The sequence below is a fragment of the Rhodothermus profundi genome (assembly GCF_900142415.1).
GTDB classification, from domain to species: domain Bacteria; phylum Bacteroidota; class Rhodothermia; order Rhodothermales; family Rhodothermaceae; genus Rhodothermus; species Rhodothermus profundi.
Genome location: NZ_FRAU01000002.1, coordinates 178,706 through 193,326 on the forward strand (window position 1 = coordinate 178,706; position 14,621 = coordinate 193,326).

Here is a 14,621-nt window from a genome sequence, read left to right on the forward strand (position 1 = left end):
GCCAAATTTCCCGGATTCTTTGAGATCAATCCAGTAGTTTTGACCGTTGCACGGCTACATGCGTTGCAGAAAGCATTATCTTTGCAGGGTGTCTATAGTCGGTTACTTCCCGCTTTCAGGAAGCGCACAACAGGCAAACGAAACGAGCATTCGGCATGGAAATCAAAACGGATCAGGCGGTCGGCCGGGTGGTTCAGATCATCGGCCCGGTGGTAGATGTTGAGTTTCCCGAAGGGCAGCTTCCGGAAATTTATGACGCGCTGATTATTGAGCGCGAGGACGGCAGTGAGCTGGTGCTGGAAGTGGAGCAGCACCTGGGAGAAAACCGGGTGCGAGCTATTGCCATGGACTCGACCGACGGGTTGACGCGGGGCACACCGGTGCGCAACCTGGACCGTCCGATTTCGGTGCCTATTGGTCCGGAAATTCGCGGGCGGCTCTTCAACGTGGTGGGCCAGGCCATCGATGGTTTGCCCCAGCCTAAGGCCGAAGGGTATCGGCCCATTCATGCGCCTGCGCCGCCCTTTGAGGAACTGGCCACCCGGATTGAGATGCTGGAGACGGGCATCAAGGTGATCGACCTGATCCAACCGGTCATGCGCGGAGGGAAGGTTGGGCTCTTCGGTGGCGCCGGCGTGGGCAAGACGGTGCTCATCATGGAGCTGATCAACAACATTGCCAAGGCGCACGAGGGGCTTTCGGTCTTTGCCGGTGTAGGGGAGCGTACGCGTGAAGGGAACGACCTGCTCCGCGAGATGCTCGAAAGCAAAGTCATCCGCTACGGCGAAGAGTTCCTCAAGTCCATGGAGGAGGGCGGCTGGGATCTGTCGAAAGTGGATTTTGAGGAACTGAAGAACAGTCAGGCCACGCTGGTCTTCGGGCAGATGAACGAGCCGCCGGGCGCCCGCGCGCGCGTGGCGCTGACCGGCCTGGCCATTGCCGAATACTTCCGGGATCTGGGAGGACGTGACGTGCTGCTCTTCATTGACAATATTTTCCGTTTCACGCAGGCAGGCTCGGAGGTATCGGCGCTGCTGGGGCGGATGCCTTCGGCCGTAGGATACCAGCCCACGCTGGCTACGGAAATGGGTGAGTTGCAGGAACGCATCACCTCCACCAAGCACGGCGCGATCACTTCCTTCCAGGCGATCTATGTGCCGGCCGACGACCTGACCGACCCGGCACCGGCCACTACCTTTGCCCACCTGGATGCGACGACGGTGCTCAGCCGCCAACTGGCGGCCCAGGGGATCTACCCGGCCGTCGATCCGCTGGAGTCTACCAGCCGCATCCTGGATCCAAACATCGTGGGCGAAGAACACTACCGGGTGGCCCAGGAAGTCAAGCAAATCCTGCAGCGCTACAAGGAACTGCAAGACATCATTGCCATCCTGGGGATGGATGAGCTCTCCGAAGAGGATAAACTCGTGGTGCACCGGGCCCGGCGCGTGCAGCGCTTCCTGAGTCAGCCCTTCTTCGTGGCCGAACAGTTTACGGGCATTCCGGGCAAGTATGTCAAGATTGAGGACACCGTCCGGGGCTTCCGTATGATTCTGGACGGTGAGCTGGACCATCTGCCTGAGCGTGCCTTCCTGCTGCGTGGCACGATCGAAGAGGTGATCGAAGCGGGCGAACAGATGCTCAAAGAAGCCGAGGCCTGATTATGGCACGGACGCTCTTTGTAGAAATTGTGGCGCCCGACCGGCGCGTCTTTCGCGGTGAGGCGCTCAGCGTGCGCGCGCCCGGCGTGGAGGGGTCATTTGAGGTGCGTTACAATCACGCACCGATGGTGGCTGCCATTACGGTGGGCCCCCTTTTTGTGACAACGCCGGCAGGTGAGCGGATCACATTCGCAACAAGCGGCGGCTTTGTGGAAGTGCTGGGCAACACAGTAACGATCCTGGCCGAGACCGCTGAACCTGCTTCTGAAATTGACGTAGAGCGGGCGCGGGCAGCGGAGCAACGAGCGCTGGAGCGCCTCCAGAAGGCCCAGACCCCGGAAGAACGCGCCGAGGCGGAAGCGGCGCTGGAGCGGGCCCGCAACCGACTGCGCGTGGCGATGGGGCAGGTGGGCCAGCGCATTCGCCCCTGAATCTGGCTGACGCGTCTGAAGTGGGTTGAAAAGGGTGGCAGCTCAGGCGTAGGGTTGTGCCTGTCGGTGGATTGCTGCTATCTTGTCGACAGAAAGCCCCTGGTGGCGGCACCTGTTTGGATCTGTCAGCACTCCCCGAAAAGCCGCAGCCAAAGCATGGGAAGCCGTTTTTTAGAACAATTACCTACGCCGGCTGCCCTGATCGACCGGACGCGTCTGCTAAAGAACCTGCGCGCCATGCAACAGCGGGCTGCGCAGGAAGGGGTGGCGCTGCGCCCCCATGTTAAAACGCACAAATCGCCAGATCTGGCGCGTCTGCAGCAGGAAGTAGGGGCGGTCGGCATCACCGTGGCCACCGTTGATGAAGCGGAGGCTTTTGTGGCGGCCGGTTTTACGGAGGTGCGGCTGGCCTATCCCACCGTTGGCGCCGATCGCTACGAGCGCCTGCTCCCGCTAATGGAGCGCGCCCGTCTTTCTTTCTGTCTCGACACGCCGGAAGCGATCCGAGAAGCTTCGGCTTTTTTTGCGGAACGTGGCCGCCAGGCCAGGGTGTTGCTGGAAGTGGATACCGGTTTTGGACGCACAGGGGTGCGCTGGGATGACGCTCGGCATCTGGTAGCGTGCGCTCGGCTGATTCAGGAAAGTCCAGGGCTGCGGCTGATCGGCCTGCTCACCCATGCGGGCCAGGCGTATCATGGGCCTCAATCTGGAGAGTCTCCGATAGACGCATTGCGCCGGGTGGCTGCTGAAGAGCGCGACCGGCTTCTGGCCGCAGCGGTCGTGCTGCATCAGGCCGGTCTGGCTACGCCTGGTCAGCTTGAACTCAGCGTGGGATCTACGCCCACCGCTCACTACTTTACGAATCGGACGGAGCAGGGATTTCGGATTACCGAAATGCGGCCCGGCAACTACGTTTTTCACGATGCCATGCAGGTGGCGCTGGGCAGTTGCACGCTGGACGACTGCGCGCTGACCGTGCTGGCCCGGGTCGTCAGTCGCAAACCAGACGGTCGCGGAGGCTGGTGGGTCTTTCTGGATGCCGGTAAGAAGGCCCTTTCCACCGATCAGGGATACGGCACGCAGGGCTACGGGCTACCGCTTTACCGTCCGGCCAGCCGGACGCCGCTGCCGCACGCGCGCATAGCGCGTCTTTCGGAGGAGCATGGCTGGATGCACGTGCGGGGCGGCACCACGTTGCAAATTGGAGATCGCGTCCAGATCGTGCCCAATCATGCCTGTCTGGTAGCGCCGCTCTTGCGTCGATTTTATGTGGTGGAGGGCGACGAAGTGGTCGCCGAGTGGGCGGTGGCGGAAGCGTCTTCGGTGGCTCGGAGCGTTGCAAGCACCTGCTGAAAACTTTCGGGCACAGGCGCCACGATTTCCAGTTCCTGTCCAGCCGGATGGCGAAAGCGGAGGCTGAGCGCGTGCAGCATGAGGCGGGGGTAGTGTTGCTGCATCGACCGGTCGCCATAGCGAAGATCTCCGACGATAGGATGGCCGATGTGGTAGAGATGCACCCGGATCTGATGCCGGCGGCCTGTCAGCGGTAGGGCTTCGAGCAGCGTATAGGCATCTCCCAGGTGTTCCAGCACTCGATAGCGCGTCTCGCTGGGTTTGCCGCGCTCCGGATCGACCCCCATGCGGCCCGAGCCGTACAGTCGGATTGGCGCCTGAATCTGTCCCTGCGCCGGCGAGACCTGTCCATGCACCAGTGCCCGGTACCGCTTGGTCACCTGTCGGCGCTCAAAAAGCGTGTTCAAGTAGCGATGGGCTTCGGCGTTACGGGCGAACAGCAACACGCCCGAGGCCTCTTTGTCCAGTCGATGGACCACCCAGAGGCGTTCGCCGCGCGCTTCTTCGAGCAGCCGCCGCGCCGAAGGGCGAGACGGATCGCGTTCGGGAATAGCAGCCAGCCCTTCGGGTTTGTGGATGGCGAGCAGGTCCGTGTCTTCGTAGAGAATGGGTAATTCCATTGGTCAGACGGTTGCGTTCAGGTCTAGATCCGCCAGGAGCGGTTGGGCTACCGGCTCGTCGCGTTCAATTCGGCCATCGCGCAAATGGATGATGCGGCGGGCGTGGTGGGCAATGTCATGTTCATGCGTGACCACCAGCAGCGTGTGGCCCTGGCGGTAGAGCAGCTCGAAGAGCCGCATGATTTCCTCACCGGTTTTTGTGTCCAGATTGCCGGTGGGTTCGTCGGCCAGAATTATGGAAGGATTATTGACCAGCGCCCGAGCGATAGCCACGCGTTGGCGTTGGCCGCCAGAGAGCTCGTTGGGTTTGTGATGCATGCGGTCGCCCAGCCCGACGCTTCGCAACGCGGCCTCGGCCAGGGCGCGCCGCTGGCTTTTGCGCACGCCGGCGTAAATAAGCGGTAGCTCGACGTTCTGCAGGCAATTGACGCGGGGAAGCAGGTTGAACGTTTGAAAGACGAAGCCCACTTCTTTGTTGCGAATGCGGGCCAGCTCGTCGTCCGAAAGCCGGCTCACATCGCGGCCGTTCAGGTAGTAGGTGCCGCTGGTGGGCGTATCGAGACAGCCGATGATGTTCATCAGCGTGGATTTTCCGGAGCCGGAAGGTCCCATGATGGCCACGTACTCGTTCGGGTACACGTCCAGCGACACGCCGTCAAGCGCCCGCACCTGCTGGGTGCCCATTTGATAGATCTTGGTCACGTCGCGCAGTTGAATGAGCGGGCGCCGGTTATCGGTTATTGCCGCCATGGTTCACCGTTCGGGTTGGCTTATTGTACTGTTGCCATGATGCGCCGGCCGAGTCGGGGCTGCTGGATGCGCACCGGCATGCCAGGCCGCAGGGTCTGGCTGACGGCCCGATAAGGACCGATGATTACCGTTTCGCCGCCCTGCAGGCCTGAGACGATTTCAATATGCGTATCATCGGAGATGCCCGTCTGCACTTCGACCATGCGGGCTTTACCGTCTTCCACAATAAAGACAACCTTGCGCAGGTCTTCCTGGAGGGCCAGCGGATTGCTGGCCGTATCGGCGGGGGCTGTTTCGCCCTCGGGACGCACGCGATTGAAATCGCGTACCGTAACGGCCTGAATGGGGACGGCAACGGCATTGAAAACGGTTTTTGTGTAGATGTCTACAGTACCGCTCATGCCGGGACGCAGCGGCGGGAGCAGCTCGGCAGGGGCTGGCACTTCTTCAGCCCGCGCAACGACCGAGGGACCTGCCTCGGGCAGGGCAACCGTACCCAGAATGCGGACTTTCACCGGGAAGTTGGTGACCTGCTCCTGCGTGCCCATGTTGGCTATGCGGGCCGAATTGGCAATTTCGGTGACCACGCCGCGGAAGGTGCGCTCCGGATAGGCATCGATATGGATGGTAGCCGTGTCGCCGACCGAAACGTTCACCACATCGTTTTCATTCACCTCCACCTCCAGCTCCATCTGGTCCAGCCGCGCAATACGCATCATTTCGGTGCCGGCCATCTGGCTGGTGCCGACTACGCGTTCGCCCAGCTCTACGTCCAGCTTACTGACGATGCCGCTCATGGGCGCGTAGATCATGGTTTTGGCCAGTTGTTCGCGAGCTTCCCGGAGCCGGGCTTCTGCGCTTTCCACAGCGTAGCGGGCTGCTTCCAGGGCTGCCTTGGCCACCTCATACTGCGTGCGGGCTGCTTCGAAGTCGCTGGCGGAAATGGCCTGTTTTTCATAAAGGGCCTGCTGTCGCTTAAACTCAGCTTCGGCGCGGATCAGATCGGCCTCGCGCTGCTTGAGCGTAGCACGCGCCTGCGCTACGCCAGCTTCGGCTTGCTGCACCTGCGCTTCGTAGAAGTCGGGTCGAATTCGAGCCAGCAGTTGGCCGCGCTCTACCCGGTCTCCTTCGCGCACCAGCAATTCAACAATCTCGCCTGAAACATCGGGACTGATGGTTACCTCCACTTCAGGCTGCACGCGTCCGGAGGCCGTAACGACCTGCGTAATGGTACGACGCGTGGCTTTTGCCACTTCGACTTCGATACCAGTTTCCTGTTTAAACAGTCCCAGGGCACGTCCTCCCACGCCGATTACTACCAGGAGGCCGAGCATAACGGCCAGCATAATCAACAATCGGCGGGTTGCTTTTGAGAGCGCCATCGGTTTCAACTTTCAGTTTTGCCTTATCGCAACGCGTCCAGTTCAGGCACCAGCGTGCCCACGTAGTAGTCGATGAGTTTCTGCCGGAACACCAGGGTATAGCGGGCGCGCACCAGGTCCGATTCGGCCTGCACATAGGTAGCCCGGGCCTGGGTCAGTTCGACCAGGGTAGCCGAGCCCACGTTGTAACGCTCCTGCGCTGCTTCCAGCGCCTGACGCGCCGCCTGGAGTTGCACCTGGGCTGTTTTGTATTGCTGGCGCGCCGTTTCATAGTCCAGGTACGCCTGGCGCACTTGCGTGGCGATCTCTTGCCGGAGCTGCTGGAGCCGCAACCGGGTATTTTCCAGCTCAATCCGTGCCCGCTGGACGTTGTGGCGTGTTGTGAACCGGTCAAAGATGGGGAAAGATAAGCTCAGGCCAATTGAGCCGCGCCGGTTCCGATCAAAGAACTGGTCGCGGAAGGCTACAGGAGCCAGATCGGTGTAGCTGGAACCATAACTGGCCCGGAGTGAAATCGTGGGCCAGTAGGTAGCCCGGGCAATACGCACGCCGTACGCTGCCGCCTGAATCTGCTCCTCAAGTGCCTGCAGGTCGGACCGGCGCTCCAGGGCTGCCTGCAACAGCACCTGCACGTCATATTCCCGAAGCCCCAACGCCTGCGTATCAACTTCCGGGATCACAAACTCATAGGCGCCGAACGGATCGAGCTGCAATAGCTGAATCAGATTCGCTTCCTGAAGCTGCTGGTTGCGTCGGGCGTTGATCAAGTTCAGCTCGGCGGCTGCTACCTGTGCCTGCTGCTGGTACAGATCGGCAACAGGTCGGCTGCCTACCTGCACGAAGGCTTCAATCTGCTCCAGCAGGGCGCGCTGGGCAGCCAGGTTCTCTTCCTGAATGCGCACCTGTTCCTGCGCCTCGATCAACGCCAGGAAGGTCGAAATCACATTGAACAGCACGGTTTCGCGCTGCCGGACAAAGTTCAACTCACTGGCAGCTACCTGGTAGCGCGCCTGGGCGACGGCGTTCAGATCCCGGAATCCGTTGAAGAGATTCAGGTTGGCTGCAATGCTGGAGCTAAAGTAGTGGGTAATTTGATTGACCAGCCGGCCTTCTTCCAGCACAAAGTTTCGTCCGTAGTCCCGACTGGCACCAATCGAAAGGCTCAGGTCTGGCAAAAAGTTGCTGCGGGCACTGGCCAGGCCGATCTCGCTACGTTTGCGTTCGTTGGCGGCTTGTTGAATCGCCGGGTTGCGTTGCAGGGCCAGTCGAAGCGCTTCTTCAAAAGTAATTCGCTGGACCTGCTGGGCGAGGGTGGGGGTGACCAACATTACCCAGAGCGCGCCCAGAGCGCAGATGCGTGTAAGCATACCTGATCGCATGGCTATCCGTCGTTAATTGCGCCGGATGACTCTGTAGACGAATTCGAGGGCTGTTTGTTACACTTTGCTAAAGATCTGTTCTGGATGCTGTTTTCCGGAGAAAACAAAGAGCCGTTCAGGGGGAAGGCGCGGCGCAGAACGCTTACTGCGCCGGCGTACTACCTTGACGCCATAGAGCCGGGAACCCCAAAAAAGCGAATTTCCGTGGATGTATTTAACAAATTCGCGGTAGCTGTTCGCCGCTAAACAGGTCGAGTACGCGTGTGGTACCCAGGGAAGTGCGGAGCGTAACGAACCCGACCGGACCGTTCTGGATTACGCGGCCGACCAGACAGGCGCCTGCGCTGACTGGCTCTGTCTGTAACACGGCCAGGGCACGTGCTGCCTCTGCCTCGGGCACGATGGCTACAAAGCGTCCTTCGTTCGCCACATAAAGCGGATCGAGCCCCAGCAGCTCGCAGGCGCTCTGCACCTCCGGTCGGATCGGGATGGCGGTCTCATCAAGCTCGATGGTAAGGCCGCTTGCCTGGGCAATTTCAATCAGCGCTGCCGCCAGGCCGCCGCGCGTCAGATCTCGCAGGCAGTGCAGCTCGACGCCAGCCTTGAGCAGCTTCAGTACCGGTGTAGTTAGCGGGGCACAGTCGCTTTCAATTGTAGTCTCAAAGGACAGGCCTTCGCGCACGGCCATAATTGCAATGCCGTGCCGGCCGATGTCGCCGCTAAGCAACACCACATCGCCCGGACGCACCGCCTCCGGACCAATCGGCTGGCTGTGCTCAATAAGCCCCAGGCCCGCCATACTGATAAAGATTCCGTCCCCCTTGCCCCGGTCAACCACCTTGGTGTCGCCAGTAACGATCTGAACGCTGGCCTCTCGGGCCGTTGCCTGCAGCGACTGGACCACGCGGCCAAGCGTTTCCATGGGCAATCCTTCTTCTAAAATGAAGCTGACGCTCAGATAGAGCGGGCGGGCCCCGCACATGGCCAGATCGTTTACCGTACCGCAGACAGCTAACCTGCCAATATCTCCGCCGGGAAAGAAGAGCGGCTGCACCACAAAGGCATCGGTGGTGAATGCCAGCCGCTCGCGGCCTATGCGCAGGGTAGCTCCGTCGTGCCGGCGATTCAGCTCCGCACTGGCAAAGGTAGCGGCAAAGGCATCAATGAGCTGGTGCATCAGGCGACCGCCGCCTCCGTGTGCCAGTAGCACCTGTGGGTATTGCTGAAGGGGCAGCGGACACGTGGGCATAAAGTCGGTTTCCCCGCTCATGGTGTTTCGGCATGTTTTTGCGTGAACCGACGATATCGATAATAGGCGGCGCAGGCTCCCTCGGAGGATACCATCGGGGCGCCCAGCGGCTGCTCAGGCGTGCAGCGCGTGCCAAAGGCCGGGCAGTCGGTCGGCTTTCGGGCGCCCTGCAGCACTTCGCCGGCAATGCATTCTGAATGCACTTCGACCGTCCGGGCAACGACGCCAAACTTGCGCATTGCATCATAGGCCTGGTAGGGAGCGCGAAGGCCCAGGCCACTCCGGGGCAGTTCGCCAATTCCTCGCCATTTGCGCGGCACAACCTCAAACACCTCCTGAATGTGCTGCTGGGCTGCTCTGTTGCCCTGACGGCGTACAGAACGAGTGTACTGGTTTTCGACTTCGCAGCGTCCTTCTTCAAGCTGGCGAATGCACATGTAGAGTCCCTGCAACAGATCCAGCGGCTCAAAACCGGTTACCACAATGGGTACCCGGTACTTCCGGGCGATGGGTTCGTATTCCTGGTAGCCCATAACCGTGCAGACATGACCGGCTGCCAGAAAACCCTGCACGCGGTTGCCAGGCGATTGCAGGATGGCTTCCATCGCAGGGGGGACCAGCACATGGGCTACCAGGATCGAAAAATTCTTCAGGCCCATTTGGTGGGCTTGTAGCACGGCCAGTGCATTGGCCGGTGCCGTGGTTTCGAACCCAACTGCAAAAAAGACAACCTCGCGGTCTGGATGCTGCGCGGCCAGGCGGACGGCGTCGAGCGGCGAGTAGACGATGCGGACGTCGCCGCCGCGGGCTTTGACCGAAAACAGGTCGCCCTGCGTTCCTGGCACGCGCAGCATGTCGCCAAATGAACAGAAGATCACGCCTGGCATCGATGCGATGGCAATGGCCTGATCGATGAGTTCTACGGGCGTCACGCAGACCGGGCAGCCGGGACCGTGGACCAGCGTTATGTCGGGTGGGAGCAGCTCATCAATCCCGAAACGCACAATGGCGTGCGTCTGCCCGCCACAGACTTCCATGATGGTCCAGGGACGGGTGGTGATCTTTGCAATCTGGCGAGCGTAGCGCAGGGCTGCCTCGCGGTCCCGGTATTCGTCAATAAATTTCATGAGGCGTCGGGCGAATTCAGTTCATCCAGCTCGTCAATTTGCCGCAGATACTCGAAGACGCGGTGCGCCTCGGCTTCGTCTACCACACTGATGGCGATGCCCACATGTACCATGACATAGTCGCCCTCGCGCGCTTCCGGCACGAACGTCAGGTTGATCTCTTTCTGAATGCCACCAAAGTCCACTTTGCCGCGCCGGGTAAGCGGTTCGTTGTCAAGGATGGCGACAATCTTACCGGGTACGGCCAGACACATGGCTTCTGGATGCGTTGGCGGGGGTGGCCGGCAGGGTGAGTCCCCAGCGCAGGGCAGCTACCTGGCCCAGGGCCAGGCCTCCATCCCCGGGGGGTACCTCTTGGTGAATATACGGGCAGAAGCCGGCTGCGCGGAGTAGCCGGAGCGTTGTTTCCGTAAGCAGGCGATTCTGGAAGCATCCTCCGCTGAGCACCACGGTCGCGCAGCCCACGCGCCGGGCTACGGCCACGATGGTTGCGGCCAGGCCTTCATGAAAGCGCCGGGCAATGGTCTCAGGGGGTAAGCCGCGCGCGCAGTCGGTCTGCAATGCTTCAAGCAGGGGAGCCCAGTCGAGCACGATCCGGCCCTGCTGCTCGCGTAATGCCAGGGGATAGGGTGAGCCGAAGTGCCGGGCTTGCTCTGCCGCAAACTCCAGGAGCATGGCTGCTTCGCCTTCAAAACGGTTGCGCAGGCGCAGGCCAAGCAGAGCAGCGATGGCGTCAAAAAGGCGGCCTATGCTGGTGGTCCAGGGCGCATGAAGCCCTCGCTCAAGCAGTTGGAGCAGCAGACGCTGTTCGGTGGGCGTAAACGCCTCAGGGGGGAGAAGGGACCGGAAGGAAGCGTCCGGCCCCTGCCAGGCATACAGCAGGCCCAGCGCAGCGCGGCGAGGCTCGCGGATAGCTGCCTTGCCGCCCGGAAGCTGAAACGGTCGTAGATGGGCTACTCGTTCGACGCGCTGGGCCGTGATCAGCAGACTTTCGCCTCCCCAGACCAGGCCGTCCGGACCGTAACCGGTGCCGTCCCAGGCAAAGCCCAACACGGGCGGCCGAAGACCATGCTCAGCCATACAGGCCCATACGTGCGCCAGATGATGCTGGACGGGTACAACCGGCCGGCTCAGGCGACAGGCATAGTGCGTGGAGGCATAGTCCGGATGGGCATCGCAGACCACCACGTCGGGCACGCGCCGGTAAAGATGCTGGAAGTCCTTCACCACCTGCATGAAGGCTGCTCGCGCCTCGGCCGTTTCCAGGTCGCCGATGTGCTGGCTGAGCCATACTGTGCGTCTGGCTGCCAGCGCCACGGTGTTTTTCAAATGGCCTCCGACAGCCAGGATCTGCGCAGGGTGCTCCGGCCAGTCGTCAGGCAGCACCACAGGCAGAGGCGCATAACCGCGGGCGCGGCGCAGCAGTACAGGGCGGCCGTCCATGAAGCGCACCACAGAGTCGTCGCAGTAGCGAGCAATAGGCCGGTTGTGCACCAGGAACAGATCGGCCAGGCCGTGGAGCCGCACCAGTGCTTCGCTTTCGTCGGTGCAGATGGGCTCCTCCGAACGATTGCCGCTGGTAGCTACGACCGGAAAGCCCAGCTCCGCCAGTAGCAGGTGGTGCAGCGGCGTGTAGGGGAGCATGATACCCAGGTAGGGGTTGCCAGGGGCTACCGAGGGCGCCAGTGCCTCGTAGCTTGCTTCGGTTCGGGGGAGCAGGACGATAGGGGCGGCTGGCGAGGTCAGCGTAGCGGCTTCCGCTGTTGAAACTTGGGCGTGCGCTCGGACGGCCTCCAGCGACGGATACATCAACGCAAACGGTTTGGCTTCGCGTCCTTTGCGGTGCCGCAGCGCCCGGACGGCCCCTTCGTTGCGGGCATCGACCATCAGGTGAAAGCCGCCCAGACCCTTGACCGCCACAATGTGGCCTGCCCGAATGGCCTCGGCTGCTTGCCGGAGCGCTTCGTCCTGCTCGGCCAGCACGCGGCCGGTCCGATCCCAGAGTGCCAGATGGGGACCGCAGTCAGGGCAGGCGTTGGGCTGAGCATGGAAACGCCGGTCGTGTGGGTTGTCGTACTCTGCCTGGCAACGGATGCACATGCGGAAGCGTCGCATGGTGGTATGGGGGCGGTCGTAGGGCAGGCGTTCGATGATCGTGAAGCGGGGGCCGCAGTGGGTGCAGTTAATGAACGGGTAGCGATAGCGGCGGTTGGTCGGATCGAACAGCTCGCGCAGGCAGTCAGAGCAGGTAGCCAGATCCGGCAGCAGAAATACCTGGCGTTCGCCTTCGGAATGGCTTGCTGCGATGATGAACGTGGCATCACCCCGCGGCGGCTGCGCTGTACAGGTGATGCGCCGGATGCGTGCTGCCGGAGGGGGCATCAGTTCCAGGCGTTCCCGGAAGCGCGTCAGCCGCTCCGCCGGGCCTTCGACTTCAATGGTAACGCCCCGGGGATCATTGCGCACCCAGCCGGTCAGGCCCAGCTCGTGGGCCAGCCGATACACGAACGGCCGAAAGCCTACTCCCTGCACCGCGCCTTCAACGTGAAGGCGCCAGCGCATCAGTCGGTTGGTTGCGGTGCGCATTCGATTTCCAGGCTTTCGAGATAGACCTCATCCCCTGCTTCCTTCAGGGCCCCGATGCGTCCGCAGGTCGGGCAGCACCAGTCGGTTTCGGTGGGTTCGTAATCCCGCTGACAAGGCAGACAATGAAGACGCATCGGACGCCGCTCGAATTCGAGCACGAGGTCGGCGGCCGGACCAGCAGGATCAACCAGATGCGCCACATAGAACCGAAGCGTCTCGGGCGACAGGTGGGAGCGGGCGCCCAGCACTACGCGGGCGGTGCGCACGCGCCGGGCTCCGGCGCGGCGAGCTTCGGTTTCGATGAGTTGTACCAGCGCGCGGGCTACGCTTAGCTCATGCATGGCCAAGTTCTTTCAGGATAGCTTCGGCAGCCTGGGGCAACGCAGCGGCTACGGCCGGAGAAAGTGGCGCGCCCATGTCGAAGTGCTGGCCTTCAATGCCATAGATGATCAGGCGTTGGGGCAATCGGCCCAGTTGCCGGGCCAGCTCGATCACTTCGGCCAGGCCTATGCTATGCGACGACACGCTGGCCCGCATTGAAGCGGGGAGGGGACTGCTGTGCGCCTCAAACCGGTGCAGCGTGCCTGGAGGCGCTCCGGAGCAGATGGCATCGCATACGATGGCCAGATGAGCTCCTTCCCAGCAGTCGGGCAGGTGCAGTGGGTCGGACAGCACGCACAGCCGCACGTTTCGGGGCAGTCGGGAGCGGACTTGGGCGACAGCCTCTAAGCCGGCTGCATCATCGCCCCGCAGCGGATGGCCGATGCCGATCACCACGTTCATGTTCGTTCCACATGCAGTTTCAGAAAATGGGTGGCGCAGGAAATGCAGGGGTCGTAGTTGCGGATGGCCTGCTCGCAGCGCCATTGCAGTTCCTCATCGGAAAGCGCTAGCGAACGAGTGGCAACGTGCCGCAGGTCCTCTTCAATGCGTCGCTGATTCTGCGCAGTCGGTGGGACAATCTGGGCTTCCAGAATGGTGCCCTCTGCGTCGATGGTGTACCGATGGTAGAGGATTCCCCGGGGAGCTTCGGTGCAGCCATGGCCGGTGGCAGCACGAGGAGCTACTTCGAGAGAGGGCGTCGATGGCGGCTCATAGACCTTGATCAGACGCAGTGCTTCATCACAGGCGTGCAGCATTTCGAGAGCGCGGGCGATAATGCTCTGGAATGGATTGCGGCATTCGGGCAGGAAACCCACTTCGCGGGCGGCTTCCCGAGCCGCCGGAGCGAGCTGGTCGAAATTCAGATTGAAACGTGCCAGGGGGCCGACCAGGTAGGCGCCGCGCTCCCGGATGCGGGCGTGCAGTGCGTTGGAGTGCGGCACGTGTTCTTCTTCGATGTAATCGTTGAAAGCGGCGATGGGAATGTCCAGGCCTCGGTTCGATACCAGACGGCCATCCAGGATGGCATATTCGTCCGTGCGATGCAAGGCCACAAATTCGTAGTCCTGTTCAAAATTCGGGAACGTGAACCCTGATACCCAGCGCACCGTGTTGTAGGCTGCCTCCCGGGCCCACTGCAGGGGCTCCACCAGTTCACGCAGTTCTTCCGGCCGGGGGACCCGGTAGAAGCCGCCCACGCGCACGTTGATGGGATGGATTTCGCGGCCGCCGATCACACGCATGAGCGCATTGCCGACTTTTTTGAGCTGCAAGCCCATCTGCACCTGTTCTGGATAATCGCGGGCCATGTCGAGAGCGCTTTCGTAGCCCAGAAAGTCCGGTGCGTGCAGCATGAACACATGGAGCGCATGGCTTTCGATCCACTCGCCGCAGTAGAGAAGCTGACGCAGCAGCCGAAGGGATCCGGTTACTGCCACCCCGCAGGCATCCTCCATGGCCGCGCAGGCGCTCATCTGGTAGGCGACCGGACAGATCCCACAGATGCGGGCGGTGATGTCCGGTGCTTCCTGAAAAGAGCGTCCGCGCAGGAAGGCTTCAAAGAAACGGGGCGGTTCGTAAATGTGCAGCCGAACATCGGTTACCCGGTTGTTGTGGATGCGAAGGTACAGGGCCCCTTCGCCCTCCACGCGGGCCAGGGCGTTGACGCGAATCGTACGGGTCTGACGCGAGGAAGACATCG

14 protein-coding genes are annotated in these 14,621 nt (G+C 61.8%); 3 read left to right on the forward strand and 11 right to left on the reverse strand.

Translation table 11 applies throughout. The features are described from left to right. The first annotated feature begins 155 nt into the window (after positions 1-155). The 3 genes from atpD to BUA15_RS04275 all read left to right on the forward strand — a co-directional run bounded on the left by atpD (position 156) and on the right by BUA15_RS04275 (position 3,445). Positions 156-1,661, forward strand: coding sequence for a F0F1 ATP synthase subunit beta (gene atpD, locus BUA15_RS04265; RefSeq protein ID WP_072714734.1), 1,506 nt, complete (start codon positions 156-158; stop codon positions 1,659-1,661). Between the two features lie 2 nt (positions 1,662-1,663). After that, on the forward strand, positions 1,664-2,092 hold the full coding sequence (locus BUA15_RS04270) for a F0F1 ATP synthase subunit epsilon (protein ID WP_072714735.1): 429 nt from the start codon (positions 1,664-1,666) through the stop codon (positions 2,090-2,092). 156 nt (positions 2,093-2,248) lie between these two features. Next, complete coding sequence (locus tag BUA15_RS04275; RefSeq protein WP_072714736.1) at positions 2,249-3,445, forward strand: alanine racemase; 1,197 nt, start codon at positions 2,249-2,251, stop codon at positions 3,443-3,445. Here BUA15_RS04275 and BUA15_RS04280 read toward each other — a convergent pair. The 11 genes from BUA15_RS04280 to BUA15_RS04330 all read right to left on the reverse strand — a co-directional run bounded on the left by BUA15_RS04280 (position 3,358) and on the right by BUA15_RS04330 (position 14,619). Then, the gene (locus tag BUA15_RS04280) at positions 3,358-4,065 is read right to left on the reverse strand and encodes an RluA family pseudouridine synthase (protein ID WP_072714737.1); all 708 of its coding nucleotides are present in this window, start codon (positions 4,063-4,065) and stop codon (positions 3,358-3,360) included. The genes BUA15_RS04275 and BUA15_RS04280 overlap by 88 nt on opposite strands. Positions 4,066-4,068: 3 nt before the next feature. Further along, positions 4,069-4,815 carry an ABC transporter ATP-binding protein gene (locus BUA15_RS04285; RefSeq protein WP_072714738.1) on the reverse strand — a complete coding sequence of 249 codons (747 nt, stop codon included), beginning with the start codon at positions 4,813-4,815 and terminating at the stop codon, positions 4,069-4,071. 20 nt (positions 4,816-4,835) lie between these two features. Next, positions 4,836-6,197 (reverse strand): efflux RND transporter periplasmic adaptor subunit, encoded by a 1,362-nt coding sequence (locus BUA15_RS04290; RefSeq protein WP_072714739.1) that lies wholly within the window; start codon positions 6,195-6,197, stop codon positions 4,836-4,838. 23 nt (positions 6,198-6,220) lie between these two features. Then, complete coding sequence (locus tag BUA15_RS04295) at positions 6,221-7,576, reverse strand: TolC family protein (protein WP_072714740.1); 1,356 nt, start codon at positions 7,574-7,576, stop codon at positions 6,221-6,223. Positions 7,577-7,790: 214 nt separating this feature from the next. After that, positions 7,791-8,846, reverse strand: coding sequence for a hydrogenase expression/formation protein HypE (gene hypE / locus BUA15_RS04300; RefSeq protein ID WP_072714741.1), 1,056 nt, complete (start codon positions 8,844-8,846; stop codon positions 7,791-7,793). Further along, complete coding sequence (hypD, locus tag BUA15_RS04305) at positions 8,843-9,952, reverse strand: hydrogenase formation protein HypD (RefSeq protein ID WP_072714742.1); 1,110 nt, start codon at positions 9,950-9,952, stop codon at positions 8,843-8,845. The genes hypE and hypD overlap by 4 nt, the downstream gene beginning before the upstream one ends. Then, complete coding sequence (locus BUA15_RS04310; RefSeq protein WP_072714743.1) at positions 9,949-10,206, reverse strand: HypC/HybG/HupF family hydrogenase formation chaperone; 258 nt, start codon at positions 10,204-10,206, stop codon at positions 9,949-9,951. The genes hypD and BUA15_RS04310 overlap by 4 nt, the downstream gene beginning before the upstream one ends. Further along, the gene (hypF, locus tag BUA15_RS04315) at positions 10,184-12,538 is read right to left on the reverse strand and encodes a carbamoyltransferase HypF (protein ID WP_072714744.1); all 2,355 of its coding nucleotides are present in this window, start codon (positions 12,536-12,538) and stop codon (positions 10,184-10,186) included. Before hypF ends, BUA15_RS04310 begins: the two co-directional genes overlap by 23 nt. Further along, positions 12,514-12,879, reverse strand: a complete 366-nt coding sequence (locus tag BUA15_RS04320; RefSeq protein ID WP_072714745.1) for a hydrogenase maturation nickel metallochaperone HypA/HybF — start codon at positions 12,877-12,879, stop codon at positions 12,514-12,516. Before BUA15_RS04320 ends, hypF begins: the two co-directional genes overlap by 25 nt. Beyond that, positions 12,872-13,321: a hydrogenase maturation protease gene (locus BUA15_RS04325; RefSeq protein WP_072714746.1), complete on the reverse strand. Its 450-nt coding sequence runs from the start codon at positions 13,319-13,321 to the stop codon at positions 12,872-12,874. The genes BUA15_RS04320 and BUA15_RS04325 overlap by 8 nt, the downstream gene beginning before the upstream one ends. After that, positions 13,318-14,619, reverse strand: coding sequence for a Ni/Fe hydrogenase subunit alpha (locus BUA15_RS04330; RefSeq protein WP_072714747.1), 1,302 nt, complete (start codon positions 14,617-14,619; stop codon positions 13,318-13,320). The genes BUA15_RS04325 and BUA15_RS04330 overlap by 4 nt, the downstream gene beginning before the upstream one ends. Positions 14,620-14,621: the final 2 nt, after the last annotated feature.